Genomic DNA, 25,507 nt, shown 5'->3' on the forward strand with positions numbered 1-25,507 from the left:
CGAAAAAAATGAGCTCACGGTTGAATCGGGCCAGAGGTGGCCATGCATGGCGCCAGGTGGCTGGGGGAGCGTTCTCGTTTCTTGCGGCAGTTGCGTCGAGCGCGTCGCATGCGCAGAGTTCTGTCACCCTGTATGGGATCATCGATACCGGCATTGAATATGTGACAAACATCGGTCCTAAGAAGGCCAGTTCAGTGCACATGCCGTCTCTCACGGCCTCGCTACCATCATTGTGGGGTCTTCGTGGCAAAGAGGATCTGGGTAGTGGTCTGAGTGCGGTCTTTGTATTGGAGTCGGGTTTTGCTCCAGCACAAGGTTCGCTGAATCAAGGGGGACGTCTGTTTGGCAGGCAGGCCTATGTCGGGCTTTCGGGGCGGTGGGGGACGTTGACCCTCGGTCGGCAATATTCACAAATTTTCTGGACGGCACTAACGGGCGACACGCTGGCGCCGAATATCTATGGCGCTGGCGATCTGGACCCCTACTTGACCCAGCCGCGCGTTGACAATTCGATCGCCTATTCCTTCACGTCGTCGGGTCTGACCGTGGGCGTGACGTATTCGCTCGGACGTGACGCGGTGGATAGTGCGCCGGCCGGAGGGTGTGCCGGTCAATCGCCGACTGACTGGCGGGCCTGCAAGGCAATGTCAGCCATGGTGAAATATGATGCGGGGAAATGGGGCGTGGCGGCGGCCATCGACCGCAACTACGGTGGGGGGGGCACCGGCTCGCCCCTGCCACTTAGCTCGCAAACCGATACACGCGCCCTCATCGATGGCTACGTGAAGTTTGGTAACTCGACTATCGGCGCGGGATTCCAACATCGAATCAATCACGGAGAGCAGACGCCGACCATTTTCGACGCGACCAGCAACTACTGGTGGATCGGTGGCTCCTATTTTCCCCGTCCGGATATTGCGCTTGACGCGCAGTTCGGCCGTATCACCGTGAGCGACCACGCCGCCGGGGGCTCCGTGATCGCCGCGCGCGCGATGTATTTATTGTCCAAGCGCACCTCGGTGTACGTCACTGCAGGGCGTGTGTTCAACCAGCGCAACGGAGCGTTCTCGATTGACGGCGGCGTGGTCCCGCCCGCTTCGACGCCATTGCCAGGCGTGGATCAAACCGGTGCGATGGTGGGTATTCGCCACCTGTTCTAAATGGCCCGTGGCTGCTCGATGTGTTGCATCGGCCGCTTGAACCCGCCTCGGTCACGAGGGTGCTCAAGCGGCTGTGCTATCCCACAGCGGGGCAAGACCGGGCGGATTGACAATCCGGCTGCCTGCTGTCGCCAATGCGTGTATTGCTGCCATGTCCGCACTATCTAACTCAAAGTCGAATACCGCGATGTTTTCTGCCAGTCGATCGATCCGCGTGGTTCTCGAAAGTGCCACAATGCCGCGCTGTTGAACAAGCCACCGTAAGACGATCTGGGCGATGGTTTTGTCATGACGGGCCGCGATCTCCTTGAGCGTTGGGTCCGAGAACACGCGGCCAACCGCCATGCCGCAATATCCTGTCACGGCAAGCCCAGCCTGGCGCGTGCTTTCGATGAGCAAGGACTGGTTCAGATACGGATGGTATTCGAACTGATTCGTTACCAGCGGAGCCGCCGAGAGCCGGATAGCTTCCGTCATCAGAGCACGGTTGAAATTACTGACGCCTATGTGCCTGACCTTGCCGGCACGCACGACCGCATTGAGTTCCTCGATCTGTTCGGCGAGAGGCACGTCCGATCCGCCCGGCCAGTGCAGCAGGAGTAGGTCGATGTAGTCCGTCTTGAGCTTGCGTAGGCTCTCGTTGACGGATGCATCGAAGTGTCTTGCGGAGTAGTTGCTGACCCAGACCTTGGTCGTCAGAAATATTTCGCTTCTTGAGATACCGGATGTAGCGACGCAGTCGCCGACCTCGGCTTCGTTACCGTAGATTTGCGCGGTGTCGATATGACGGAAGCCGGCACGGAGGGCTGCGGGGACCGTTCGATAGATATCGTCGCCGCTCATCCCATAGGTGCCAAAGCCTATGGTCGGAATGGCCGCGTTACCGGCATGGACGGTCTGCATAAACTATTCCTTATTGACTAGCCGATACACCCCTGCAACGGGGCAGGCAGCCGAACGACGTAATGGTCTCAATGATGGCGACCGGCGAAAGAAATCGACCCCTCGGCGGCCCCTTGACGTGTGACTTCGTGGAAGCGTAAGCGATGGCAGGTCTGGAAAGAAGCCTATATGTTTCGATTCAATCTATCGTCATGGACGATAGATCATTGCATGCCTAAAAGAAGTGCTGGATACCAATCGAGACGCCGGTCGTAGACCGGCCGGATGCCACGCCGGCGCCCGTGAGCGAGGCGACGCTATTGGCGCCCGACGCGTGTTGATAGGTTACCTGCTGGTAGACGGTCGTTCTTTTCGATAAGAGGTAAGAGTTCGAGAGGGTAATGGTCTTCCAGTTTCCGCCGTCGAGATTTTCCACCCATCCGCCAATCGCGAGGACATCATCGGGTTTGATCGTCCAGTTCGCACCGGCGTCAACGGTGTTGGCGTTACCCTGGCCAGTCGCCAATGTGAGACGCGACTGCGTAAACGTTGCGTGCAGAAGCACATTTTTCAACTGATACGATGCCCCGAGCCCCCAATTGACGAGCTTGTTGGCAACAACGCCTTCGGCCTGAGGAAGTGCGGTCCCAAAAAGCGAAGGAAGACCGATAAAGCTGGAAAGTTCCAGAAAGCGATTGTTCTCGTTCGCGTACGTGGCTGCCAGACTCAGCGGCCCTCCCTTGTACTGGACAAAGAAAGAGTAGTCCCTGCTTTCGCTGAAATTGCCGGGCACATTTCCAAAAGCAAACTCTGCCCCCGCGGAGAATCCGCCAAGGGTCGGGCTCACATATTTCACCGCATTGTTGAACTGGAAGAAGTTGGCGATTTCATCCAGGTTGCCCACGTGAAGCGAGAGAATGTTGCCGAGGAGGAAAGGCGTTTGATAATTGGACAGAACGTCATACATGAAGCTGGGTTGGTGACCAAGCGTCAACGTTCCATAGGTGTCCGACTGCAGTCCAACATACGCTTTCCTGTTGAATAGCGTCCCGGGAACAAGTTGCCGGCCGTTGTTTAGCAAGTATTCGTTCTGAAGATCGAAGAGGGTGCGTAGCCCGCCACCGAGGTCCTCAACGCCCTTCAAGCCGAAAATGTCGGGTGAGTGCGTGTTTGCCTCCTGGAATAGGGCGTGTCCTCCGACGTTGCTAATGTACTGTACCGCAGTGTCTGCAATTCCATATAAGGTAACGCTGGATTGCGCGTTGGCAGCACTCGTCACAGAAAGTGCGACGATCGCGCCTGCCACCGTACGTCCAAAAATTGCCATGCGTTGTCTCCGAACCGGTTGTTATTCTTCCGAAGAAATTATTCGAATAAAAGGAAAGGTAGAAAATTTGTACTACTGATGAATGAGGCGCTAAGAATTCAAGCGTTTGTTCCCGCCGCTCGCTTGGCCCGAATCGCCCCTGCTTGCTGGCGTTGCATTCAACAATAATGAATGAGATAATCTATGTTGAACACTATAGGGGCCGCCCCTGGACGTGTCAACACGACGACCGTCCGTGGAAACCCGGGGCGGTGATTTTTTGTGACTTCCATAAGGCCGAAGAATGACCAATGTGACTGCGAGGCGCGGCATTCAGTCTGTCGAGATTGCGTTCCGAATTCTTTCGGCGTTGCAGACCAGTGAGCGTGCACTCCCTCTAAAGGAGATTGCTGCGCTGTCCGAACTGTCGCCGAGCGCGACGAGCAACTACATGATTAGTCTGGTGCGGACCGGGCTGGCGTCGCCGGACGAAAAACCGGGGTGCTACAAGCTCGGACCGGCGTCGCTTGCTTTGGGTATGAGCGCGATCAACCAGCTGGACGGATTCGATATCGTTCGTCGGGAAGTGATCGCTTTGCGTGAAGCCACCCTGAGTGGCGCGGCCGTGACCGCATGGACCGAAGATGGACCGGTTAGTCTCTTTAAGCAGGAGGGGCAGACGCGCAGTATTCTCGAGCTGAGAACAGGCCTGATTCCGCTGGTCACGACAGCCGCGGGAAAGCTGTTCATTGCCTGCCTTCAACCGGCCCGCACCGACGATCTCATCAACCGCGAACTGTCTGCGGGACAGGAATGGAGTCCGGCTTCCTTGCGGGAAGAAGCGATCGCTGAATTGCGCAACTGTGGCTTCACAACGGTTCATCGCGGGGACATGGGTTACGTGTCTGTCGCGGCCCCTATCTGGGACAGGGACGGAGATCTCCGATTTGCCATCAGTCTCATCGGATCGCCCGCAACGCTGAACACGGAAATTGAAGGTAAAGAGATAAAGGCGCTACTCGACAGCGCGGCTCGAGCTACGGTTGTACTGGGCGGAAAGGCCCCCAGCAAAATTGGGTAGAAGCCGGGCGCATCGATATCGATGCGCGCCGTCTGTCTCGGAGGGCGACGCGCAACGGACACGTTAGGGCCTGTTATTAGTGTCAACAGGCCCTAACGCGAGGGCAGCGGCTTGCGCCGCGGCCTCCTCATTGCCTTCGTCCTTCCGTCAGTCTGTCCCGGCTGTGGCTGCTGCCAACACGATGGAATTGAAAGCCTCCGGCGCTTCAAGCTTCGGCATGTGGCCGATTGCATCGAGTACGTGGAGTGTCGAATCGTGAGCAGCCTCGTGAATCGGCCTGGCATGGTCGTCAATTGGCGCCAAGCGGTCCAGGTTGCCGATAATGACGGAGATAGGCGCCTGGATCGAAGGAACGACGGATGGCGTATACGTGGAGAAGAGCATGTCCACGGCGTGTTCCCAGCCTGTAGGGGTCGCCGCGTCTCTCAGCCGGGATACGACCGCGCGAACCAGGGGGCCGGCGTTCGGAGCGACCAGAGCGTTGACTACAGCGGCGCGCGCCTCGGGCGATTGTGCCGCTGCGCTTCGTATCAGGACATCTCGTGCCGCGTCGCGCTCCGTACCGGATAGATGTCCTCGTGCAACATTGGGCGCGCTCAGTACGAGAGCGCGCGTAGCCGACGGGTGCCGCGCCGCGAACGTTGCGGCGATGACACTTCCCCATGAACTGCCTACCACGGTTGCACGCGATATGCCGAGCGCAGACAGCAGGGCCATGAGCGCATCCGCGTAGTCCGTGGCGGCCGGCGTGTCGATCGCAAAGGGGCTGCTTTGTCCATAGCCGGGGGCGTCCCAGGCAATCACTCGATGGCTCCTGCTCAGTGCGGCGAACTGCGCGCGGTATCCCGCCGAGCTCGCACCAATGCCATGCAGCAGCACGATGGCGGGCGCGCGCTCGTCGCCGGCAGCCCGATACGTGATGACCCGTTCATCGCCGAGGGTGGGGCGATTCAATGGTGCCTGTTCGACGGCGGGTAACGAGGATTCAAGTAGATGGCTATCTGTTTCAGTCATGATTGAAGTTTGGCCGGATATATCAGTCGCTTTAACTTGGGCAAGTGCCAATTCACGCTTCTCTTAATGCAGCGGAGATCTCATGCGCGGCGGCCTTGAGGGCTTCTGCACAAGGGCCGTCAGCCGCGGCGTCGAAATGCTCTGCGGGGCCGATTGCGGTCAGTGCCAGCACGGCCAGTCCGCTCGGGGAAAGAATGGGCACGCTGATGGCGTTGGCGAGCACCCGGTCGTCATAAAATGGGCCGGGGCGCCTCGGCGCGACATGGGAAGCCCTTACGGATTCAAGTTCGCTTACGAGTGTTTCCGCGGTGTGGGGCAGTTCGTCAGACGCCTGGCGCCCGTTATCACGCAGCTCCGCAGTCACGAATCGATCGACTGCTTCGGGCGGAAGGAACGCCGCCAGTGCCAACCCCGAAGCGGAGGACGTCACCGGAAGCACAAGCCCCAGCGGCAGATCGGCGGCCACCGGCGTGGTTGCGGCTTGCCACGCGATTACGGTAGGACCGTGATTGCCCCACGCTACCAGCGCAAGTGTCTTGTCCAGCGTACCCGCGAGCCGCAACATGGCGCGGCCGGCCAGCCTGACAGCATGGGGCTGCGATTTCATCGCACCCTCCGTTCCGACCGGCGCGCGCCCGAGGTCGTGCGGGTCGGCAACCAGATACTGCCCGCCACCAAATACCAGTGGCCGCCGCGTGCTCTGGCGAATGCAATCCACCGACCCGACAAAAATCATATGGTCTCCGCCTGGATAGCGGGAGACCACCTTGCACTCCAGCCATGCGCTGCAATCGCGCAGTAGCGGCAACCCGTCGACCCCTAGGTCATATTCGATGCCGGAGAATTTGTCTGGCGAGCGGGCCGCAAAGTGATTGGCGAGGTCATATTGGTGTTCAGCCAGGATGTTGATCGTGAATCTCTCGGCATCCTTGAACGCCGAATGGCTTCCCGCGGATGTCGCCTGACTCCATAAAACGAGAGGCGGGTCCAAAGAGACCGAGGAGAACGAATTGGCGGTGAGGCCGTGCATTCCTCCCTCGGCATCGCGGGTGGTGACCACGGTGACACCGGTTACAAAGGACCCGAGCACGTCTCTTAGCTGACGTTTGTCGAACGTCCTGATTGCAGGACGTTCCTGGTCTAGCGAAGTGCTTCCGGTCATGACAGAACCTTTTGCGCCTCGCTGAACGCCGGCATGATCGACTCGTGAAACAGCCCGATAGATGTCTTTGCTTCGGAAACGGACATGTCCCCGAACATGAACGTTCCGATGAGGTAGTTGAAGCCGCCATCGTGCGCCTGCTCCAGCAGCTTTTCACGAACGGTTTCCGGCCGGCCCACTACCGCGAGGCCCGATTCCACGAGCGGCTCGATCGTCGGCGGAAGCTTTTGGTTGACCGGCTCTGTCCCGTGCTTCTTCCAGAGCTTGGAAAAGTTCGGGTAGAAGACCGACCATGCCCGCGAGGAAATTTTCATGGCCTCCTGGTCCGTTTCCGCGACAACAATATAGCGATTCACGCCGATGAGCGGCTCAGGGGCGGACGGATGACGTTTGGCGAATTCTTCGTGATATCGCTCGGTAATGGCTCGGACTTGCTGGACTGGGCCAGCGCACACGATATTCATCTTCTCCTGGGCTGGCCATACCGTCGACTCCGGCGACGCCAGCGCGTACCAGGTCGGAGGCGGCGTCTGCAGCGGCTTGAGTTCGATCGGCATGTCGTTGAACTGCCAGAACGTTCCCTTATAGTCGAGGGTGTCCGAACTGAGATACCGCTTGATGATTTCATACGACTCGATGTATCTCGCCTGAGCCGTGGCCGGATCGATACCGAGCGCCTCGATTTCGTGGGGCGAGGCGCCGCGGCCCACGCCATACTCCAGGCGGCCGCCGCTCAGATTGTCGAGCATGCAAATTTCTTCGGCAAGGCGCACGGGGTGGTGGATCGGGAGAATGTAGACGAGCGGAGACAGGCGCAGTTTTTTGGTGCGCTGCGCGGCAGCGGCAAGAAACACGCTTTGCGACGGGCAAGCGCTCAGCGTGGTCGCATGGTGTTCCGACATGTGATAGCAATGAAAGCCGAGCCTGTCGTAAAGTTCGATGATCTGCATTCTATATTCGTACTGCTTATGAATAGGCAGACCATTGCGATCGTTTTGGTCAAATATACCGAATTTCATCGTTTTTCCAGTAAGTTGCGAATTGAGTGATCTTCCGACTTGGCACGGCTTAGTGCGCCGGAGATTTGCTGAATACCTGAAAGATGTTCTCTTCCGGGTCCTTGTAGGTGGCAACGACGCCGTGCGTGCCCATGTCGCGCTGCGCGAGCAGCTGGCCGCCCGCGGACAGGATTTTCTGCCGCACCTCGCCCTGGGCCTCCCCGGCGACCTGGAAGACGGGGACAGCCCCGACGGCTCCTTGTGCCGCTTCCTCCGCCGAGCTCAGTGCAAATGCGCTGCGCTGCAGGCGAAATTGAGTCCACTTGTTCTCGTCGCGAAACTGGACAGGCATCCCCAGCGCCGATGCATAGAAATCTTCCAGCTTGACCATATCCTTCGCAACCAGATAGACGCTTTGTATGTCTACTTCTACCATGGCGGAACTCCGTTGAATTGTGATAACTGAGTTGATGTGATTGCCTGACCGAGAAGCGTCACGCTGTCTGTTGTTCTTTCAGGCCAAGCTCGTCGCTCATGATTTGCCGGATCACGTACTTCTGGATTTTTCCCGTCACGGTGGTGGGAAACGAATCGACAAAGCGGATGTATTTGGGAACCTTGTAGTGCGCTATGCGGCCCTTGCAGAAGTCGCGGACTGCGGCGTCGTCCAGAGACGCCTCCGGCCTGACGACGATCCATGCGCATAGCTCTTCGCCGAAATGCTGGTCCGGTACGCCGACCACCTGCACGTCGAGAACACCCGGGCAGGTGTACAGAAACTCTTCGATCTCGCGGGGATAGAGGTTTTCACCACCGCGGATAACCATGTCCTTGATTCTCCCGACGATGTTCACGTAGCCGTCCGAATCCATCGTGGCGAGATCGCCCGAGTGCATCCAGCCTTCGGCATCGATTGCCTCGCGTGTGCGGTCTTGCTGGTTCCAGTAGCCAAGCATGACCGAGTAGCCGCGGGTGCAGAGTTCGCCGGTCTGGCCGCGCTCCACGGTCAGGCCGGTGAGCGGGTCGATAATCTTTACTTCGAGGTGAGGCTGCACCTGACCGACCGTGGATACCCTCTTCTCGACCGGCGTATCTGTCATGCTTTGGCAGCTCACGGGACTCGTTTCCGTCATGCCGTAAGCGATCGTGATCTCGGGCAGATGCATGTCGCCGACAACCCGCTTCATGATCTCGATAGGGCACGGCGAACCGGCCATGATGCCGGTGCGCAGGCTGCTCATATCGAACTCCGCAAAGCGTGGGTGATTGAGTGCGGCGATGAACATGGTCGGCACCCCGTACAGCGCCGTGCATTTTTCTGCCTCTACGGTCTCCAGAACGGCTTCGGCGTCGAAGCGCTCTGCGGGGTAGACGATCGTCGAACCATGGGTCAGGCAAGCCAGATTGCCCATGACCATGCCGAAGCAGTGGTACATCGGGACCGGAACGCATACGCGATCCACGTGGGTGAGCTTCATGCACTCGCCCACGAAGAAACCGTTGTTCAGGATGTTGCGATGACTCAGCGTAGCGGCCTTGGGTAGCCCCGTCGTCCCGCTGGTGAACTGGATGTTGACAGAATCGTCCGGGCGCACGGTGCGGCGTACGCGCTCAAGCGCTGCGCTGTTTGTCTCGCCGAAGCGGAGCAGGTCGGAGAAGCGTTGTGCGCCAGCTTCGTCCGGGCAGTCCGCCTCGTCTATCCACCAGATCGTCTCAAGGCTCGGTAGCCGGGCTTTGCCTAGCTCCCGCAACATGTTCAAGTACTCGCTCGAGCGGTATCGGACTATCGTCACGATGGCCTTGCACCCCACCAGGTTGAGTGCATGCTCCAGCTCCGAGGTTCGATAAGCCGGATTGATGTTGACGAGTACCAACCCGGCCTTTGCGGTGGCTATCTGCAGCAGCAGCCAGGCAATGTTCGTGTGGGACCAGATTCCGATCCGGTCGCCCGGCTCGAGCCCTGACTCAAGAAGTGCAGCCGCAAGCCGGTCCGACTGTTCGCGAAGTTCGGCGTAGCTTAGCCGGACCCCTTCATGCCGGCTGACTACCGCAACGTGCTCGCCCATCTTGCTGGCGATCTCGTCGAATGAATCGCCAATTGTTTTATCGATCAGCGCTGGGAAACGTGTTCCGCGCTCATAGGAAAGTGTGTTCATCGGTATCTTCCGCGCAATGGGCCTGTCTGACGGCTCATTTGCCGAGAAAAACGACCGGAGCCGGTTCTTCGCCACGAGTGACGGCCTCTGCACGTGCAGTGCGCCCTTTCCTTGCGTCTTCCGTTGTGTGCAGCCCCATGGTGAGGTCGAGGATCAGCGAGTCGGCACCGGGCACGCCTCCGCCTGACCATGCCTTGAGGAGTGCGCGAATGGCGCCATACGAGCGCGTAGGGCCGTTTGCAAGCTTGATGGCGAGCTCCTCGGCAACATTCTCGACCTGATCTTCGCCGACGACGAAGGCGGCGACGCCGAGCCGACCGGCGGTCGCGCCGGACATGGGTTCGCTCAGCATCGCGTAGCGCGCTGCATACGCACGACCCGCTCTTTCCGCCAGGCGCTGCACGCCGCCCGCGACAGGCGCCGAGCCAACGGACGCTTCAATGCATCGGAAGGTGGCGTTCTCCGCCGCGACGATGAAGTCACAAGCGAGAGCCAGTTCGAATGCGCCGCCGAATGCTGCGCCGCGCACTGCGGCAATCGTCGGAATCTGGAGGGCTTCGATTGACCGGTAGGTATGGTGAATCTGCGATATGAAGGTCCGCCAGTCATCGAAACCTTTGTCGATGAAATCGAGGACGTCGCCGCCCTTGCTGAAATCGGGACCCTGCGCACGTATCAGGAGCGACCGGATATCGGCTTTGCTGGCTTCCCGGACGGAGCTCTCGAGGCTGTCAGCGAAATCAGCCGCGATGAGATTCGAGGGAGGATTGGCCAATACGATATGGCCTACGTTCTGACGACGTTCAAAATAGATGCTTTTCATTGAAAGGAATCCTTAATAAATGATGGCGATCCTGAAACCTCGATGTCTCCTGCCAGGCGCTGTGCCGTCTAAATTCAACAATAGTGAACACGTACAGCATAGTTGTATATTAGGATGCGAGCGGAAGCATGTCAACCCATTCGCCGATGACGGCATGTTTGGGATTGAGGTCCGTGATGGGGTCCATTGATGGCGCCAAGCTGGGCCTTTAACGTTCCAGCACGCGCAATGGTGCGTTGCGAATCAGGACATAGGCGAACTGTCGTTGTGGATATAGCATCCGTGACGGGTTCGATTTGCCTCGCTATTACGACGATGATCGTCGGCCTCCAGGCAGAAGCCGAACCAATGCAACACGGGAGTTTCATCATGACGAAAACGAACACGCCCGGGGCGTTCACGCTCGGAGACCGTCAAGTGAGCCGTATGGGGTACGGTGCCATGCAACTCGCGGGCCCTGGCGTGTTCGGGCCGCCAAAGGATCGGGACGCGGCGATTGCCATCCTGCGTGAGGCAGTGGCGAGCGGCGTCGACCATATCGACACCAGCGACTTCTACGGTCCCCATGTAACGAATCAGATCATTCGAGAGGCGCTGCATCCGTATCGTGCCGACCTCACGATCGTCACCAAGGTCGGAGCCGTGCGCGGTAGCGATGCCTCCGTGAAACCGGCGCAGAGCCCGGTCGAACTCATCGCGGCCGTGCACGATAACCTGCGCAATCTGCATGTCGATGTCCTCGATGTCGTCAATCTGCGCACCATGAAGGACAATAAACGTCCGGTCGAGGGATCGATCGCCGAGCAGTTTACGGTCCTGGCTGAGCTCCAGCAGCAGGGCTTGATACGGCACCTGGGCCTCAGCAATGTGACCGCCGCGCAGATCGAGGAGGCACAGTCGATTGCCCCGGTCGTCTGCGTGCAAAACATGTTCAATGTGATGCACCGCCACGACGACCCGTTAGTCGATGCGCTCGCCCAGCAGGGCATCGCCTATGTGCCGTTCTGGCCGCTGGGCGGCTTCAGGTCTTTGCAGTCTGCGACGTTGTCCGCAGTGGCATCGTCCCTGGACGCCACGCCGATGCAGGTGGCGCTGGCGTGGCTGCTGCAGCGCTCGCCCAACATCCTGCTGATCCCCGGTACGTCGTCGCTCGAACATCTGCGCGAGAATCTGGCGGCTGGCTCGCTCGCCCTCCCGGCTGTCGCGCTCGATCAGTTGGACGGCGCAATTTGAAATCGCACAGGGTGAACCTGCGCTTCACGTGGCCCAGCCAGGAAAGTTCGGCATAGGCGGCATTGGAGAATGTGATGAAGGCGATTGGTTATGCAGCAAAGGGGGGCGCCGAGGTCTTGACAGACCTTGAACTCCCGATGCCTGAACCTGGCCCGCGCGATTTGCGAGTCGTCGTGAGGGCGGTGTCGGTGAATCCTGTCGATGTGAAGCGCCGTCGCTGGGAGGATCCTTCGGAGAGCAATCTTCCGCGAGTGTTGGGTTACGACGCTGCGGGTGTGGCCGAAGCGGTTGGAAGCGAGGTCACTCTCTTCAAACCGGGTGATGAGGTCTTCTATGCGGGCGCGATGGACCGGCCCGGGACGAACTCGGAGTTTCACCTCGTCGACGAGCGGATCGTCGGGCCCAAGCCCACCTCGTTGTCGTTCGCCGAGGCGGCGGCCTTGCCGCTTACTTCGATAACCGCGTGGGAAATGCTCTTCGACCGTATGAAGGTACCGCGCGGCGTGCGTACACCCTGCGGCACGCTGCTCGTTCTGAACGGAGCAGGTGGCGTCGGCTCCATGCTGATCCAGTTGGCGAACCGTCACACGGGTCTCACCGTCATTGCAACGGCATCCCGGCCCGAAAGTGTCGAATGGGTACGCAAGCTCGGCGCGAAGCACGTTGCCGACCACAGCAAGCCCATCGACGAAGCGCTGCACGCAATCGGCTTCAGTGGCGTGGACTATATCGGGGCGATCACGTCGACGCCCGGCAGTGCCCCCAGTCTCGCCCGCGCGATGAACCCCCAGGGCCATATCACGTTGATCGACAACTTTGACGACAGCATTGCGCCGTTCAAGCCGAAGAGCATCACTGTTTCGTGGGAGATGATGTTTACCCGGTCGCTGTTCCAGACAGCGGACATGGATGCCCAGCACCGCCTGCTGAAGGAAGTGTCAGAGCTGGTCGATGCCGGCGTGCTGCGGACGACGCTCACGCACGTGGGCGGCCCGTTGACGGCAGCGAATCTTCGCCTGGCCCACGAGCGGATCGAAACGGGCAGGGCGATTGGAAAGACCGTGCTGGAAGGCTTCCAATGATGTTTGTCGCCTCTGCGTGGCGTGATCAGCGTCGTGTCATGTTGCCGGTTTTAACCGGCACGGTTTTGTAGGCTATGAACTCATCTTGACATTATATTTTCCAATCGTATAGTAATGTGACGAGGCGTGCCCAGAGCGGCACGACTTGCAAGGCGACGCTTTCCGTATCGACTACGCGATATTCGGAAAGATGTGTTGTTACGAGAATCGTCACAGCAGTCTTTGGAGCCGGTGCGGCTGCCAACACAAAGGATGACTGAACGATGTGGAAAGCACTGGTGGATGAACATTCTCAGAAAAACGAACCTGAACCGGAGTCTTTCCGGGGCGCGCGGTCCGCGATCCGTCGAAAGAACGGGAGGCAAGCGCAGGCTGCAACGGACAAGCCCCGGAACATCATTCTTGAAGCCGCGGTAGCGCTGTTCTATCGCGAGCCTGTCGAGTCGTTGAGTCTCGAGCGGCTCGCCAATCAAACGGGGTTCAGTAAGAGGCGCATCTATCGGGTTTTCGGGTCACGTAAAGCGTTTTTGCAAGCTTACGTGGACCGGCTTTGTGATCGTGAGCGCGCGCGGTGGCGGGAAGCTGGACATCGATCTGGCGATGAGCCTGTTCAACACATGCTCGAGCTCTTTATCGATCTCGCGGTCGAACTGGCTTCCGATGGATATCAGCGCGGGCAACCTCAGATGTCGGCGGTACAGTTCACCGAAGAGGAGCAGCCTGTCAGGCTATCGCGTACCAACCTTGGCCGGGAGTTTCGCGCCCTATTGATGCGACTGGCAGTTGCCGCAAATGCAGTGGATCCTGAAGCGTTGGCGGATACGTTGATGATGCTTTGGGAAGGTGCGACATCTAATTTCAAATCAAGCGGCGACTCCCGGCGGGTCGCTCAGCGTTTGCCGACCCTGGTTGACCACATAATCAAGAGCTACGTGATTGAAGAAGCTCGAGGCAGAGGGCTACCGGCCCGGGGTGAACGATCCTGACTACCCGCAGAACTTGCAGGACGCACAGAAAAAAGCCGCTGTCGCCGGTGGCGCAAGCCAGTAAGGACAATTGGGCGATGCGGCGCGACGATCCGTGTCATTAACGACTGTTGCTGGATGGTCGTCGCGTAGCTTTGGTTCGAGACTTTGGCGCGATGTTTTCGGTGTCTTCGATTGCCGGGGTATTCAATTCTTCCATCAGGGCCAACGTACGCAAGCAGAACTCCGTACCACTAGCCCGCTCGGCCTCCGTAAAGTGCGCCATCGCAGGTGCGATCGAAGACTCTTCCGCAAGCTTCACAATCGCCTTTTCGACAACGTCAAGGCCCTTCCTGGTCAGCAGAACGATCGACCCGCCGCCGTGACAGGGATCGGACTGGCGTTCAACCATGCCAAGGCTCGCGAGCCGATCAATCTTTTTGGTTATGGCGCCCGAAGTAACGAGTAGAGAGCGATATAGATCGGTCGGCCGCTTTGCATACGGGTGGCCGCTACGGCGCAGCGCCAGCAGGACACGCATGTCTGACCCGCTGATACCCCAACGTTCCTGGCACATCTTGTCAAACGCAAGTTCAACGAGCGTACCGAGGCGCATAAAATAAACCGCCAGCAAGAAGTTCGAAAGATCCAGATTGCCGTATTCGCGTTGCCACTGCAGGTTGATGAAATCGACGAGGCTGCTACCCGGAGAATGTGACTTTGCGGCGGGTTCGGCACGGCCAGTTTCGGCGCGGCCGGCTTCGGCGCGGGTCGAGACGGTCTTCTTGCGGGTTCGAGCGGACGTGGCTTGCTTGGTGGCGGTTGGGCTCATCTTTGCGGCTTCCTGGGAAGATCGTACGATCGCGACCGATTGTAACTCAGCGACAGCAATCGTCCGCAGCGACGGGTGGTTCCGTTCTTGAGATGAAGACATACCTGGTCTCAGGGTGTCGGGGTTACCGAGGGGGCGAATGTTACGTGAGGAATCGCGGCCAAGACGTGAGTGCCGCCATCGACAGCCACGATCTCGCTCGTCATATGCGAGCTTCATCCTGGTCCACGCACAAGACTCGTGCTCCGGCCTGAGCAAGTGCGTGGACGGTTTGCGCGCCAATGCCCTGGCCCGCACCCAGCACCACAAAACCTCGACCATCGAGGCGCAGGAGCGACAAGTAGTCTGGAACGGTGTTGCTGACGCTATCGGCGGGCATCGGCACTCTCCTAGGCTTCGACGGTTTGGCGATGGGACGGTAACAGGTCTTGCCATACCGCTCCGTCTTCGAGTTGCGCGTCACAGGCGCTTACACCGCGCAGATCGAGCCCGAGTGCGGCAGGCTGCTTGTCTTCCATCACGCGCTTAATAGACTCCATTAGCACGCGGCGAACTCGCACGACAGCCTGGTCGGCGGGCACAAGATGCTCGCGGGAGCGGTCATAAAGCGGTCCCTGGGAAAGCCCGATCGTCGCATCCTCCACCTCGACGCCGCGTAACCCGGTCCAATTCTCTTTCATTAGCTCGCGGTTCTGGCCGAATACGTCCTCCCAGCTAGCCGTGAAGGCGCAGTTTTTGCGGTTGTAGTACCGAGGATCATTCAATCCCAGAAGCTCAATGATTTTCACTTCCGTTATCGGGGTCTCTCCGTGGACGACAATGTAGGTACTCGTGTGCGTGTCATCCTGCGGCACCTCGAGAACCGTGAACAGGAACGCCGGCGCTGGGATGATACGGCCATACGGCACGATGAACGGTACGACGCGTGCATTGCGCACGCCCGGGTTATGGGTCTTGCGCAGCGCGACGTACTGGAATCCGAACGCGGTCTCTTCGATTTTGAGTGCCGGCTCCAGGTCATTGGAGGCGAGTGCCGCAGGGTTGACTACGTCAGGATTGGGCGTGAAATCGTGGTCCTTCCACCCAGGACGTGCCATGTTGGTATGCAGTACGCCTACGTGCGAGCTGTCCTCGCCGCCCTCCACCAACTGCAGGTAGTTGCAGGCGACGTTGATGCGCAGGACTACGCGGTGGGCCGGTTCTGCATCCATGAATGCGTAGCGCGAAAATGCCGGAAGGAGTTCGATCGGGCCTACGTACGCCCAAACGATGCCGCCTTCTTCCCGCACGGGAAACGCCGGCGCCTTCAACCGTGCGGCGTACTTGGGGTCTGCATGGTTGGGTGTCTCAAGTACGGCACCTGACGCACTAAATTTCCACCCGTGATAGAGGCATCGGATTCCGCCTTCTTCGACTCTGCCGAGCGCAAGCGATGCGCCCCGGTGCATACAAAGTTCTTCTAAAAATCCTACCTGACCTGCAGTGTCGCGAAATGCCACGTAGTCTTCGCCGAGTAGGCGCACGCGCAGGGGGGCGCAGTCGGGATGGGGCAGCTGGGCGGACGTACAAACGGGGTGCCAGAAACGTCGCATCAGCGTGCCGCCCGGCGTGCCGGGGCCGACGCGGCAAAGGACGTCGTTATCTTCACGGCTCAACATAGTCGAACTCCTATCGTAGCTCTTGTTATTCACTGCGCTCAACGCGCGCTGCTGCAGATGAAAGGATGCGGTGGTGGGGTACTAACACGCGCCAGTCGTCTTCAATGCCGATTTCACCGGACACACCGATCGCACTCCCGGCGTTCGCTCGTAGTGCGGCAATCTCCTTCTGGTCGCGGGCCGCACGGGCGTAGGTGAGCAGGCAGCGCTGAAGACGGCTAATGGCGATGTCCGCTGCTGACAGCAACTCCTGCGAGCGGTCGCGGATCGCGCCGCTCGACACGCTGCAAGCTGCATCCTCTTGCGTGATACTGTCGAAGCCAGTGAAGTGACCGCCTCGCTGCTGAACCCGGTCCTGGCGATAGCCATTCGCGACAGACATCGCCGACGAAGAGTCGCAGGTGTCGGCTGTCATGCCGTATTTGCGAAGCGTCGGGTCATCCAGTCCGACAAATTTAAGCTGCTCACTGCGCAAAGGCTCTTCGCCAATGCGCTTTTCGCCATCCCACCAGACGTGGTAAAGGATGCAGCGCTCGTCGTTGACCGGCACGATCGCCAGCCAAACATCCCCGTTCGCGTTTGCGATGAAGCAGGGGGCGATGAACGCCGTTACCCGCGCTATACGCTTTCCGTCGGTCTGACGAATTGCCACGTAATGGAAACCAAAGTCTGTCTCGTCGGCCTCGATCCTGGGTGCAGCGTCGAATTGCATGTGAGACGTTTTTTTCGCATAGTCGAGATCCGAGTCGTTCGTCCTCGCCAGCGCGGAACTGTGGAGCACAGTCAGGTGTGATGAGTCGACGAGGCCTTCCATAACCTGAACATAATTGGCGTTAACAACCGCGCAGGCATTGATGCGGTGGGGGGCCGGTTGGTCCATGAAGGCCCAGTGTGGGAGAGGCGGTTTTGCACCTTTCGGCCCCAGGTAACCCCAGAGGATGCCGCCTGCCTCGCGCACGGGGTAGGTTCGTCCCTTGATGCGCTGTTTGAATCTCGGATCCTCGACGTTTGGCGTCTCGAGTACTGTTCCGTCCACCGCAAACTTCCAGCCGTGGTAAATGCAACGCAAGCCGTCGCCCTCTGCGCGTGCCAATTGCATTGAAGCGCCCCGATGCAGACAACCCTCCGCATAGAGGCCCGGACGCCCTTGTTGATCACGCCACACCACATAGCGTTCGCCCAACAGCTCAATCGTCTTCGGCTCCCCATTCGGCTCTGGCATGTCTGACGATTGAATCACCGGGAGCCAAAAGCGACGCATCGCGTTGCCCATCGCGGTGCCAGCGTCGGTACGGCACATCAATTCGTTATCCTGCTTGCTCAACATGTCGATTCCCTCGATTCAATTCTGAGTGAAGGGTGAGTGCCGGCCTCAAAGATCGAGGACCAGCCTGGAGGTCTTTGCGCGTGAACAGCACGGCATGAAACAATCGTTGCCGGCCCGCTCGTCATCAGTTAGATAGAGGTCCCGGTGATCTGGCAGGCCCGCCAGCACTTTCGTCATGCAGGTGCCACACACCCCCTGCTCGCAGGACAGCGGAAGACTGAACCCTGCATCGAGCAATGCATGCGCCGCGCTTTGATCCGCGGCGACCACAATGACCTCGCCACTACGATGGATTTCAATTTCAAACGGTTCGTCCCCGGAGGTTTCGACTGGGTCTGTACCGAAATACTCGCGATGCAGGTGTCCCTCGTCCCAGCCGAGCTCCCGCGCAGTCTTCAGGATGTGATTCATGAAGCCGTTCGGGCCGCAAACGTAGAGATGTTTGTCGGAGGACGGCGCGCCTATTGCTGAACGGGCATCGAGTTGCTGCTCGGAGGCGCCGTCGTCGACATGCACGTGTACTTGCGGCTCTTCTCCGAAGTGGGAGGGCAGCAGGCGGTCGATGAGGGCCATGCGCGATAGCGAGCGGCCGCAATAGTGCAATGCGAAAGCTCGGCCCGCACGTGCCAACTGTTGCGCCATGCAAAGGATTGGGGTGATGCCAATGCCACCTGCGAACAGGATCGACTGGTCTCGTTGACCGTCGTGCAGCGCAAAGTGGTTGCGAGGGGCGCTTATCGTGAGTACGTCGCCCGCATGCACGTTATCAACGAGTTTCACCGATCCGCCACGTGACTGGGGATCACGCAACACACCAATCCTGTACGACGATTGCAGACCGGCTGGATCGTACAGCGAGTACTGACGCACCATATCACCGGGTACGTGCACGTCGATGTGCGCACCCGCTTCAAACGCAGGTAGCTCGCCACCCGACAACGGCACAAGCTCGAAGCCGGCAATGTCGTCGGCTAACCATGTCTTGGCCGCTACTCGGACTTGCAGCAATGCCTTCGTTGGTATCGATTTTTTTTCCATGAGGGTAGGGGTCATGAGAGAGCGCTTAAGTGGCCATTTGACGACGACGCCAGATGGCCACGGGGGCGGCGCCAAGCCGCCGTTGAATTAGCCAACGCGCGAGTCCTTGATCCATCACGCGTACATGCTCGGGAAACCAGTCCGCCAGGGCTCGCGCAAAGGAGCGAACGACTTCAGTGTGTCCCTGAGCCAGCATGGCGCGTACCTCGTCGAGTGATCGGAGCACGGCTGCGTGCTCGTCGATATGGCAGCCCGCAGACCCGTATCCCGTGTCGCGCATCGCGGTGTCCTCGTCGCTGAAGTGGCGATGCACATGGTCAGAAAAGGCTTCGAGCGCGTTCACGAGCTTGTCGTCTTCCGTAGTCAGCAGCGTGTGCACGCATTCGACAAACTCATGATGTGTCTCATCCATAGTCTGATGACCAAGCGCATAGTCGTCGCGCCAGGCGAAGCTATGCGAAAGACGAACCTTGTCTTTTGACTCATCCATCGTTCACCCGAAACGTGGACTTTGCGACGGCGCCGTACCCAAAAATGGACATACCCTGCGGCAATGTAGTGCTGTCATTTGTCAACGTACTCCCATCCAGTCATGCACGTGAATAAAAACATCTTCCAGGGAAGATAATATTCGGCGCGGCGGTTGTCGAGGTAGGGCAAACGCGGATAGATGCCAGCAACCGATTCTTGAGCCGGGACTCGATAGAAGTGTTTTAACGATGACTTGACGCGTTAACAATGCCGGAGTGGTCTCGGAATGCACGGCCGAATGTGGGGCTCGCAATCGATGGCGCGCTGTTTCAGGGTATCTACCTGGCGTGAATCCGATTGACGTTTGCGGCAAGTGAAATGTATCTTCCGTGGAAGATGATTTTGAGTTCGGTATGCCTTGTCTGCTGAGCGCGGCTCAGCGGACTATTCCGTGTAAAACCGTAGCTCGCTGGATGTGTGGCGCGTTTTTAAGTGAAAAATAAATAGTTTGGAATGCGAAATATAGGTGGTTGTCGTCCAGAAATACATCAAAGCCGAGCTATCGGAGGAGATTGCAGATGGTTGAGAAAAGGCGCTTCGCCCGCCGGAAAATTGTGTCTGGGGTCGTCATGATGCTATTCGTAAGCTCAGCACACTCGCAAAGTAGCGTGACGTTGTACGGCATAGTCGACGCAGGTTTGCTATACACCAGCAAAACCTTGAATAGTCAAAATGGGCAGAATGCTGGAAAGCAATTCTCTCTTATCGACGCGGGATCCACGCCGTCGAATTTTGGTCTGAAAGGAGTCGAGGACCTTGGCTGCGGCGTTAAGGCGGAATTCAGGCTCGAGAGCGGTATTAGCGTCGCAAACGGAGGCTTCGGTATTTCAAACGGGAATCTGTTTGGTCGCCAGGCGTGGGTTGGCTTGCAAACCGGTTACGGCGAGGTTAAGGCGGGCCTGCAGTATTCACCTTTCTTTCTCGCGTTGTTCAGACTTGATCCGCGTGGTACTTCAACCTTCGCGAGCGGTGCCATTATTTATGTCGATAGCGTGGCTGCGACAGGCGTATTCACGTCGAACGCGGTGTCGTACACAAGTCCTGTCATTGGCGGATTTCAGGGTAGCGTACTTTATGCGCTCGGTGGTCAGGCCGGCGATTTTGCAGCCGGACGGCAATATTCTGCGGATCTGAAATACGAAAACGGAAGCCTGCTCGTTGACGCGGCTTTCTTTAACGGAAACTCAGGTGGAACCGGGCAGACACCTATACCCACAACGGTCGAGTTCTTTGGTCGCACGCTGGGCGCGTCCTACAAGTTCTCTTCATTGACCGTCAAGGCCTCCTTCTCGAGCTACAAGGTAGCAGGGTCGTTCAGCAACGATGTGTATGGTGGGGGATTTGACTATTATGTATTGCCAGCACTGAATCTTAATGGCGGAGTCTGGTTCACGACAGATCGAAACGACACGTCAAATCACTCAGTTATGGGTGCAATCGGGACACAATATTTCCTGTCGAAGTCAACGTCGCTGTATGGGGAGGTAGGCGTAGTGAATAACCACGGGAAAATGAATACCGGTTTGTCAATTGATGGTGCGCTGTACGGGGTCGCTGGAACGACAGTAGGCACGGTGGTGGGAATCAGGCACCTGTTCTAGCCGGAGACGAGGCCAAAGCGACCTTCGTTCTTTCGCTCACGGCGCGGTCCATGGGATCGCGCCGACTAACTTGCAGATGCCCTGGCGGCTTCGGTCCCGCCAAACCATCGCTCTTCTCCACACCCTCCTCATATCGTCGCAACGACGGCCACATTCTCCAGGCGAAATCCAGGTAAAACGGTCGAACCCGTGTTGTCCGATTGTTGACGCATTTGCAACAGAGAATTGGGTGGATTGGTACTTACCCTAGTTATTTTTACCCTTTAGACTGCACTCAACCGTGGCAGAGAAGCTCCTTTGTAGCGCCACTAACAAAAATCGTTGAGGTACGTCATCATGAAGTCGGTCACCAGGATGGTGCTTATTGCTGCCCTTTTTGCAGCACCTGTTGCGTCGTTCGCACAGTCCAGTCAGCCGGTAAGTCGGGCGCAGGTGCGTGCGGAACTGGCGCAGCTCGAGCAAGCTGGCTATGACCCGCACGACTGGATTCACTACCCCGAGAACATCCAGGCGGCTCAAGCAAAAGTCGCGGCGCAGAACGCCTTAGCCCAGGCTCCCGTTTCGGGATACGGCGGTGCTACTGACGGAACGTCTCGTTCGGGCGCAGCAAGCGGTATGTAATATTGGGTGTTAGGGCGCTATTTTAGAAAATCGCGCAATGTGCGGCCGAGGCTTCCTACCTGTATGGGTAGGAAGCCTCGGCCGTTTTGCTTTAGGTGCGTCTGCCATGCGTCCAGCACAGACGTTAGCCTGCAAATCGACGACTACCGTATCTACATCGACGTTGCGCCGCTGTTCGCGCATCTGGTCCATTGGGACGCTTTGATTTATTCTCATCGTTCTGCCCAAAACAACGATCCATTGCAACCGAGGAGATATGCGCTGAATCGTTTCAGACGTAGCCTTCACGTCGCGTTATCACTTCATTTCAGGTTCGACCCTCGCAGCAACACTGTGCGCCTTCTCGGGTGCACATAATTTCCCACAGCAGCACCACCGCAGATATAGGAAGGAGATCGAAATGTCGAAAGTTCTGGTTCTATATTATTCGTCGTATGGCCATGTCGAAGCGCTGGCGGATGCCGTTGCCGAAGGTGCGCGCTCGGCGGGCGCCACGGTCGACGTCAAGCGGGTGCCGGAGACCGCGCCGCAGGAAGTGGCCAAGGCCGCCTACTTCAAGCTCGACCAGCAAGCGCCGGTTGCCACGGTCGCCGAGCTCGCCAACTACGACGCTATTGTCGTCGGCACGCCGACCCGGTTCGGGCGCATCTCGTCGCAGATGGCGACATTCCTGGATCAGGCTGGCGGTTTGTGGATGAGCGGGGCGCTGAACGGCAAGGTAGGCGGTGCCTTCACTTCGTCCGCCAGCCAGCACGGCGGCCAGGAAACGACCTTGTTTTCGATTATCACCAACCTGCTGCACTTCGGCATGACCATTGTCGGCCTGCCGTACAGCCACCAGGGGCAGATGACGCTGGACGAGATCGTCGGCGGTGCGCCCTATGGCGCCACGACCATCGCCGGTGGACAAGGTCAGCGCCAGCCGAGTGCTATCGAACTCGCCGGCGCTCGCCACCAGGGCGAACTGATCGCCCGGACGGCAAACAAGCTGTTTGGCTGAATGTCACACGTATTCGCACCGTCGAGGCGCGAATGAGACGGCCAGGCGGATTCCCGCCTGGCCGACACTGATCTGGATGCCGAACTGACCAGGATACAGACCGTCGTTCGACATTGGCCGAGCACCAGTGCCATTGACAACCCATCAATTCGAGAGAGCTGACCATGCAACGTCCGACGACTGAAGGTGCGTTGGGGGATTTCGTCGTAACCCATCCACTTGACCCGGAAGATGGGGCGATCACCGCCGCCACGCGAGCGATGGCAAGTTCCATGAAAGGCAAATTAAGGGGAATCGAAGCACGCGAGCCATTCGATGCCATGATGGAGCGCACTTTGCCACGCGATGACGTGAGCTTCGAGTCCGGCACGGTTGGCGGCATCCCGGGGCTCTGGGTTCATCCTGCACATGGTCGATCTGACGAGGCGATCCTCCATCTGCACGCCGGATGGTTCAGTCTGGGATCGGCCAAAGCATTCCGCCACCTGGTCGGCCATATCGCCGCGAGGGCGGGAGCGAGCGCATTTATCCCGGACTATCGGCTTGCTCCCGAGCATCCTTTTCCTGCGGCCGTCGACGATGTGCTGGCGTGTTACCGCGGGCTTGAGGAAAGGGGCATTCGCCGGATTGCCGTCACGGGAGACTCTGCCGGAGGCAATCTCGCACTGGTACTCGCCGCACGCGTCGCTAGCGACGCCATCTTCGCGAAGGCGGCGCTTGTTGGCGTGGCCGTACTATCGCCGGTGACCGATTTGACGCTCTCGGGCGAGACGTATGTGACGCGCGCGGACGCCGAACCGTATTTCACCCTCCCGCAAGTCGCGGAACTGGTGGGTTCCTATTTGGGGAGTACCGACCCGAAACTTCCGCTGGCTTCGCCGCTCCACGCGCAGCTTTCCGGGTTGCCGCCCGTGCGCATTCACGTCGGAGACGACGAAGTATTGCTCGATGATTCGCGCAGATATGTCGAGCGTGCGATTGCCGCCGGAACCGATGCCCGGCTTGATGTCTGGATGGGGATGCCACATGGATTCGCCGGCAGTATCGGAGCGTTGAAGGCGTCGGCACAAGCGCTGGATGCCATCGGCAAGTTTCTCGCGGAGAAGCTGCTGGCAGGCGCCGGCCCGCATACTGCGCGCTGAAAGCGCGGCACAAGTTGCAGGGCACGGCGCGGGTGGACCGCTCTAGCGCTGCCGGTTCAGACTTTCGAATCCTGCAACGAGCGCATCGAGCAGGTGACGGACGGCCGGCACCATGCCTCGGCGCGTGGGGAAGATCGCATGCACGAGGCCCGGCGTGGTAGTCAGACCTGGCAGCAGGTGCTGCAGGCGGCCGGCCTGAATATCGACTTCAACCAGCTCTCTCGGCAGCATCGCCACGCCGATGCCAGCTATCGCCGCAACCCGCAGGCTGGCCAGGTCGTCGGTCGCGAGGCGGGGCCGGTGCTCCCATGATGTCACGCGCCCCTCAACATCGACCAGATTCCAGACAAATCGCTCGCTGTTGCTGGCCATGGAGAGGGTGGGCCATTCCTTCACGGATTCGATCGAGCTGGGCGCCGAATGACGCGCCGTCAATGCGGGACTGGCAACCAGAATGTGGATCGACAAGCCCAACTGACGGACGGCGAGATCGGTGTTTTCCAGCGGGGGGCGCCTGACCCGGATGGCAAAGTCCAGGCCTTCCTCGACGACATCCACGCGGCGGTTGGTTGCGTCCAGCAGGATCTGGACATCAGGATTGTCCTCTACGTATCGCGCGATGATCGCGGAGATGCCGGACTCCAGTAAGGCAACCGGGCAGGCGATGCGGACGGTGCCCTGCGGCCTCGCGCGCGTGCGGTCCACGATATCTTTGGCGGCCTTCGATTCCGCCACCAGCGCCAGGCAATGCTGGTGGAACTGCCGCCCGGTTTCCGTCAAAGACAGGCTCCGGCTCGTGCGGTTGAGCAGGCGAACGCCAAGTTCTTCTTCCAGGGCCCGAATGCGCCGGCTGAGTTTCGACGTCTGCAGGCCGAGGCTGCGCGCGGCCGCCGTGTAGCTTCCATGCTCGACCACTTCCGCGAAGAGCCGAAGATCATTGAGGTCAGTGATTGCGTTCATGGGCAGCCTTCAATTCCTTCTCATCGTTCTATTGGCGGCAAGGATGCCTTTCATTCTTGGACCTATACACGAGTTCGTTGCAAATATAGCATCCCTCTCATCGCCTGGATCACCTGCATCAGCACCGAATTCGGTCGGTCGCACAGGTGACAGGCGCCGCATTTGCGGTAATGGGAAACGGAGAAGGACATGCTTGCACACAGGCGTTGGGAATCGTTGGACAGGGCGGAACAAAGTTGGCTGCGCGCGAAATACCATTTCGCGGTTAGCGCCGATGGTAATCCCGAACATGCAGCGTTGGGTCCCCTGATCGTCTGGAACGATGACGAGATTGCGGTAGGCAGCGGTTTTCCCATGCACGGGCACCGTGACATGGAGATCATCACCTATGTGCGCCAGGGCTCGCTCGGGCATCGAGACACCTTGGGATCCGACGGAACGATCCACGCAGGCAATGTTCAGGTCATGAGCGCCGGCACGGGCATACGCCACACCGAGTTCAATACGGGGGACGTGCCACTCAAGGTCTACCAGATCTGGCTGCTGCCTCGTAAAGCCGGTGGTGAACCCGCATGGGACACCAAGCCATTTCCTAAAAGCGACCGGTCAGGAAGATTCGTAGTCCTTGCCAGTGGGTTCGCTGACGATGAAGGTGCACTTCCCGTTCGTGCCAATGCGCGCGTGCTTGGCGCAATGCTAAAGGCAGGCGAAAGCGTTCGACATGAGTTGAATTCAGTGCGTCGTGCCTATCTCGCCGTGGCCTCGGGACGCATCGAAGTAAATGGCGAGCCCGTTGGGCCGCTAGATGGCGTGGCGATCACGAACGTCGCCGCGGCGCAGATTTCTGCTCTTGAAGATTCCGAGCTGGTGATGGTGGACGCCGGCTAATTTCCTTTCTTTGTATTCCACCTACGCAAATTCATATTTAAGGAGTT

At 58.9% G+C, this 25,507-nt stretch carries 24 protein-coding genes and 1 pseudogene; 11 read left to right on the forward strand and 14 right to left on the reverse strand.

Going from position 1 to position 25,507, the window contains the following annotated elements; translation table 11 throughout:
- Window positions 1-8 precede the first annotated feature (8 nt).
- Window positions 9-1,160 carry a porin gene (locus tag GNZ12_RS34580; RefSeq protein WP_172316469.1) on the forward strand — a complete coding sequence of 384 codons (1,152 nt, stop codon included), beginning with the start codon at window positions 9-11 and terminating at the stop codon, window positions 1,158-1,160.
- A 63-nt stretch (window positions 1,161-1,223) separates the two neighbouring features.
- On the opposite strand, the gene GNZ12_RS34585 is transcribed toward GNZ12_RS34580, so the two are convergent.
- Window positions 1,224-2,063, reverse strand: a complete 840-nt coding sequence (locus tag GNZ12_RS34585) for an aldo/keto reductase (protein ID WP_172316470.1) — start codon at window positions 2,061-2,063, stop codon at window positions 1,224-1,226.
- A gap of 214 nt (window positions 2,064-2,277) precedes the next feature.
- Window positions 2,278-3,369, reverse strand: coding sequence for a porin (locus tag GNZ12_RS34590; RefSeq protein ID WP_172316471.1), 1,092 nt, complete (start codon window positions 3,367-3,369; stop codon window positions 2,278-2,280).
- A 283-nt stretch (window positions 3,370-3,652) separates the two neighbouring features.
- Here GNZ12_RS34590 and GNZ12_RS34595 point away from each other — a divergent pair, with 283 nt between their 5' ends.
- Window positions 3,653-4,429, forward strand: a complete 777-nt coding sequence (locus GNZ12_RS34595) for an IclR family transcriptional regulator (protein WP_172316472.1) — start codon at window positions 3,653-3,655, stop codon at window positions 4,427-4,429.
- A 147-nt stretch (window positions 4,430-4,576) separates the two neighbouring features.
- Here the strand turns inward: GNZ12_RS34595 and GNZ12_RS34600 are convergent, their stop codons facing one another.
- From GNZ12_RS34600 to GNZ12_RS34625, 6 genes are all read right to left on the reverse strand, one after another.
- On the reverse strand, window positions 4,577-5,383 hold the full coding sequence (locus GNZ12_RS34600) for an alpha/beta fold hydrolase (protein WP_172316473.1): 807 nt from the start codon (window positions 5,381-5,383) through the stop codon (window positions 4,577-4,579).
- Between the two features lie 112 nt (window positions 5,384-5,495).
- Entirely contained in the window at window positions 5,496-6,605 is a 1,110-nt protein-coding gene (locus GNZ12_RS34605) for a flavin reductase (protein WP_172316474.1), read from the reverse strand.
- A complete protein-coding gene (locus tag GNZ12_RS34610; protein WP_172316475.1) occupies window positions 6,602-7,624 on the reverse strand; it encodes an LLM class flavin-dependent oxidoreductase in 1,023 nt (340 codons plus the stop codon). The genes GNZ12_RS34605 and GNZ12_RS34610 overlap by 4 nt, the downstream gene beginning before the upstream one ends.
- A gap of 49 nt (window positions 7,625-7,673) precedes the next feature.
- Window positions 7,674-8,039: a VOC family protein gene (locus GNZ12_RS34615; protein ID WP_172316476.1), complete on the reverse strand. Its 366-nt coding sequence runs from the start codon at window positions 8,037-8,039 to the stop codon at window positions 7,674-7,676.
- Between the two features lie 58 nt (window positions 8,040-8,097).
- Window positions 8,098-9,759 (reverse strand): AMP-binding protein, encoded by a 1,662-nt coding sequence (locus GNZ12_RS34620; RefSeq protein ID WP_172316615.1) that lies wholly within the window; start codon window positions 9,757-9,759, stop codon window positions 8,098-8,100.
- 34 nt (window positions 9,760-9,793) lie between these two features.
- On the reverse strand, window positions 9,794-10,582 hold the full coding sequence (locus tag GNZ12_RS34625; protein WP_172316477.1) for an enoyl-CoA hydratase/isomerase family protein: 789 nt from the start codon (window positions 10,580-10,582) through the stop codon (window positions 9,794-9,796).
- A 369-nt stretch (window positions 10,583-10,951) separates the two neighbouring features.
- Between GNZ12_RS34625 and GNZ12_RS34630 the strand changes: the two genes are divergently transcribed.
- The 4 genes and pseudogenes from GNZ12_RS34630 to GNZ12_RS44695 form a co-directional block, all read left to right on the forward strand.
- Complete coding sequence (locus GNZ12_RS34630) at window positions 10,952-11,815, forward strand: aldo/keto reductase family oxidoreductase (RefSeq protein WP_172316478.1); 864 nt, start codon at window positions 10,952-10,954, stop codon at window positions 11,813-11,815.
- 74 nt (window positions 11,816-11,889) lie between these two features.
- Window positions 11,890-12,897 (forward strand): zinc-binding alcohol dehydrogenase family protein, encoded by a 1,008-nt coding sequence (locus tag GNZ12_RS34635; protein WP_172316479.1) that lies wholly within the window; start codon window positions 11,890-11,892, stop codon window positions 12,895-12,897.
- A gap of 263 nt (window positions 12,898-13,160) precedes the next feature.
- Window positions 13,161-13,883 (forward strand): TetR/AcrR family transcriptional regulator, encoded by a 723-nt coding sequence (locus tag GNZ12_RS34640; protein ID WP_172316480.1) that lies wholly within the window; start codon window positions 13,161-13,163, stop codon window positions 13,881-13,883.
- Window positions 13,834-13,947 (forward strand): annotated as a pseudogene (locus GNZ12_RS44695) (DUF4148 domain-containing protein); the annotation flags it as partial. The gene GNZ12_RS34640 and the pseudogene GNZ12_RS44695, both read left to right, overlap by 50 nt.
- Before the next feature lie 36 nt (window positions 13,948-13,983).
- Here the strand turns inward: GNZ12_RS44695 and GNZ12_RS34645 are convergent.
- The 5 genes from GNZ12_RS34645 to GNZ12_RS34665 all read right to left on the reverse strand — a co-directional run bounded on the left by GNZ12_RS34645 (window position 13,984) and on the right by GNZ12_RS34665 (window position 19,207).
- On the reverse strand, window positions 13,984-14,796 hold the full coding sequence (locus GNZ12_RS34645) for a MarR family winged helix-turn-helix transcriptional regulator (protein WP_235993971.1): 813 nt from the start codon (window positions 14,794-14,796) through the stop codon (window positions 13,984-13,986).
- Between the two features lie 287 nt (window positions 14,797-15,083).
- Window positions 15,084-16,352, reverse strand: coding sequence for a Rieske 2Fe-2S domain-containing protein (locus GNZ12_RS34650; RefSeq protein ID WP_172316481.1), 1,269 nt, complete (start codon window positions 16,350-16,352; stop codon window positions 15,084-15,086).
- A gap of 25 nt (window positions 16,353-16,377) precedes the next feature.
- A complete protein-coding gene (locus GNZ12_RS34655) occupies window positions 16,378-17,679 on the reverse strand; it encodes a Rieske 2Fe-2S domain-containing protein (protein WP_172316482.1) in 1,302 nt (433 codons plus the stop codon).
- 45 nt (window positions 17,680-17,724) lie between these two features.
- Window positions 17,725-18,717: a PDR/VanB family oxidoreductase gene (locus GNZ12_RS34660; RefSeq protein ID WP_172316483.1), complete on the reverse strand. Its 993-nt coding sequence runs from the start codon at window positions 18,715-18,717 to the stop codon at window positions 17,725-17,727.
- Between the two features lie 25 nt (window positions 18,718-18,742).
- On the reverse strand, window positions 18,743-19,207 hold the full coding sequence (locus GNZ12_RS34665; RefSeq protein ID WP_172316484.1) for a bacteriohemerythrin: 465 nt from the start codon (window positions 19,205-19,207) through the stop codon (window positions 18,743-18,745).
- 559 nt (window positions 19,208-19,766) lie between these two features.
- Between GNZ12_RS34665 and GNZ12_RS34670 the strand changes: the two genes are divergently transcribed.
- The 4 genes from GNZ12_RS34670 (at window position 19,767) to GNZ12_RS34685 (ending at window position 23,612) form a co-directional block, all read left to right on the forward strand.
- Entirely contained in the window at window positions 19,767-20,849 is a 1,083-nt protein-coding gene (locus tag GNZ12_RS34670; protein WP_172316485.1) for a porin, read from the forward strand.
- Between the two features lie 336 nt (window positions 20,850-21,185).
- Entirely contained in the window at window positions 21,186-21,470 is a 285-nt protein-coding gene (locus tag GNZ12_RS34675) for a DUF4148 domain-containing protein (protein ID WP_172316486.1), read from the forward strand.
- A 400-nt stretch (window positions 21,471-21,870) separates the two neighbouring features.
- Window positions 21,871-22,470: an NAD(P)H:quinone oxidoreductase gene (gene wrbA, locus GNZ12_RS34680; RefSeq protein WP_172316487.1), complete on the forward strand. Its 600-nt coding sequence runs from the start codon at window positions 21,871-21,873 to the stop codon at window positions 22,468-22,470.
- 164 nt (window positions 22,471-22,634) lie between these two features.
- Complete coding sequence (locus GNZ12_RS34685) at window positions 22,635-23,612, forward strand: alpha/beta hydrolase (protein ID WP_172316488.1); 978 nt, start codon at window positions 22,635-22,637, stop codon at window positions 23,610-23,612.
- A gap of 42 nt (window positions 23,613-23,654) precedes the next feature.
- Here GNZ12_RS34685 and GNZ12_RS34690 read toward each other — a convergent pair whose 3' ends face one another.
- On the reverse strand, window positions 23,655-24,572 hold the full coding sequence (locus GNZ12_RS34690; protein WP_172316489.1) for a LysR substrate-binding domain-containing protein: 918 nt from the start codon (window positions 24,570-24,572) through the stop codon (window positions 23,655-23,657).
- A 189-nt stretch (window positions 24,573-24,761) separates the two neighbouring features.
- Here GNZ12_RS34690 and GNZ12_RS34695 point away from each other — a divergent pair, with 189 nt between their 5' ends.
- Window positions 24,762-25,460, forward strand: coding sequence for a pirin family protein (locus tag GNZ12_RS34695; RefSeq protein ID WP_172316490.1), 699 nt, complete (start codon window positions 24,762-24,764; stop codon window positions 25,458-25,460).
- Window positions 25,461-25,507: the final 47 nt, after the last annotated feature.

The organism is Paraburkholderia solitsugae, from assembly GCF_013177695.1.
Lineage (GTDB): Bacteria > Pseudomonadota > Gammaproteobacteria > Burkholderiales > Burkholderiaceae > Paraburkholderia > Paraburkholderia solitsugae.

Excerpts from the sequence above, each read along its gene's own strand:
- GNZ12_RS34580 (WP_172316469.1), top strand. The coding sequence starts at position 9 with ATGAGCTCACGGTTGAATCGGGCCAGAGGTGGCCATGCATGGCGCCAG.
- GNZ12_RS34585 (WP_172316470.1), bottom strand. The coding sequence starts at position 2,063 with ATGCAGACCGTCCATGCCGGTAACGCGGCCATTCCGACCATAGGCTTT.
- GNZ12_RS34590 (WP_172316471.1), bottom strand. The coding sequence starts at position 3,369 with ATGGCAATTTTTGGACGTACGGTGGCAGGCGCGATCGTCGCACTTTCT.
- GNZ12_RS34595 (WP_172316472.1), top strand. The coding sequence starts at position 3,653 with ATGACCAATGTGACTGCGAGGCGCGGCATTCAGTCTGTCGAGATTGCG.
- GNZ12_RS34605 (WP_172316474.1), bottom strand. The coding sequence starts at position 6,605 with ATGACCGGAAGCACTTCGCTAGACCAGGAACGTCCTGCAATCAGGACG.
- GNZ12_RS34610 (WP_172316475.1), bottom strand. The coding sequence starts at position 7,624 with ATGAAATTCGGTATATTTGACCAAAACGATCGCAATGGTCTGCCTATT.
- GNZ12_RS34615 (WP_172316476.1), bottom strand. The coding sequence starts at position 8,039 with ATGGTAGAAGTAGACATACAAAGCGTCTATCTGGTTGCGAAGGATATG.
- GNZ12_RS34620 (WP_172316615.1), bottom strand. The coding sequence starts at position 9,759 with ATGAACACACTTTCCTATGAGCGCGGAACACGTTTCCCAGCGCTGATC.
- GNZ12_RS34625 (WP_172316477.1), bottom strand. The coding sequence starts at position 10,582 with ATGAAAAGCATCTATTTTGAACGTCGTCAGAACGTAGGCCATATCGTA.
- GNZ12_RS34630 (WP_172316478.1), top strand. The coding sequence starts at position 10,952 with ATGACGAAAACGAACACGCCCGGGGCGTTCACGCTCGGAGACCGTCAA.
- GNZ12_RS34635 (WP_172316479.1), top strand. The coding sequence starts at position 11,890 with ATGAAGGCGATTGGTTATGCAGCAAAGGGGGGCGCCGAGGTCTTGACA.
- GNZ12_RS34640 (WP_172316480.1), top strand. The coding sequence starts at position 13,161 with ATGTGGAAAGCACTGGTGGATGAACATTCTCAGAAAAACGAACCTGAA.
- GNZ12_RS34645 (WP_235993971.1), bottom strand. The coding sequence starts at position 14,796 with ATGTCTTCATCTCAAGAACGGAACCACCCGTCGCTGCGGACGATTGCT.
- GNZ12_RS34650 (WP_172316481.1), bottom strand. The coding sequence starts at position 16,352 with ATGTTGAGCCGTGAAGATAACGACGTCCTTTGCCGCGTCGGCCCCGGC.
- GNZ12_RS34655 (WP_172316482.1), bottom strand. The coding sequence starts at position 17,679 with ATGTTGAGCAAGCAGGATAACGAATTGATGTGCCGTACCGACGCTGGC.
- GNZ12_RS34660 (WP_172316483.1), bottom strand. The coding sequence starts at position 18,717 with ATGGAAAAAAAATCGATACCAACGAAGGCATTGCTGCAAGTCCGAGTA.
- GNZ12_RS34665 (WP_172316484.1), bottom strand. The coding sequence starts at position 19,207 with ATGGATGAGTCAAAAGACAAGGTTCGTCTTTCGCATAGCTTCGCCTGG.
- GNZ12_RS34670 (WP_172316485.1), top strand. The coding sequence starts at position 19,767 with ATGGTTGAGAAAAGGCGCTTCGCCCGCCGGAAAATTGTGTCTGGGGTC.
- GNZ12_RS34675 (WP_172316486.1), top strand. The coding sequence starts at position 21,186 with ATGAAGTCGGTCACCAGGATGGTGCTTATTGCTGCCCTTTTTGCAGCA.
- wrbA (WP_172316487.1), top strand. The coding sequence starts at position 21,871 with ATGTCGAAAGTTCTGGTTCTATATTATTCGTCGTATGGCCATGTCGAA.
- GNZ12_RS34685 (WP_172316488.1), top strand. The coding sequence starts at position 22,635 with ATGCAACGTCCGACGACTGAAGGTGCGTTGGGGGATTTCGTCGTAACC.
- GNZ12_RS34690 (WP_172316489.1), bottom strand. The coding sequence starts at position 24,572 with ATGAACGCAATCACTGACCTCAATGATCTTCGGCTCTTCGCGGAAGTG.
- GNZ12_RS34695 (WP_172316490.1), top strand. The coding sequence starts at position 24,762 with ATGCTTGCACACAGGCGTTGGGAATCGTTGGACAGGGCGGAACAAAGT.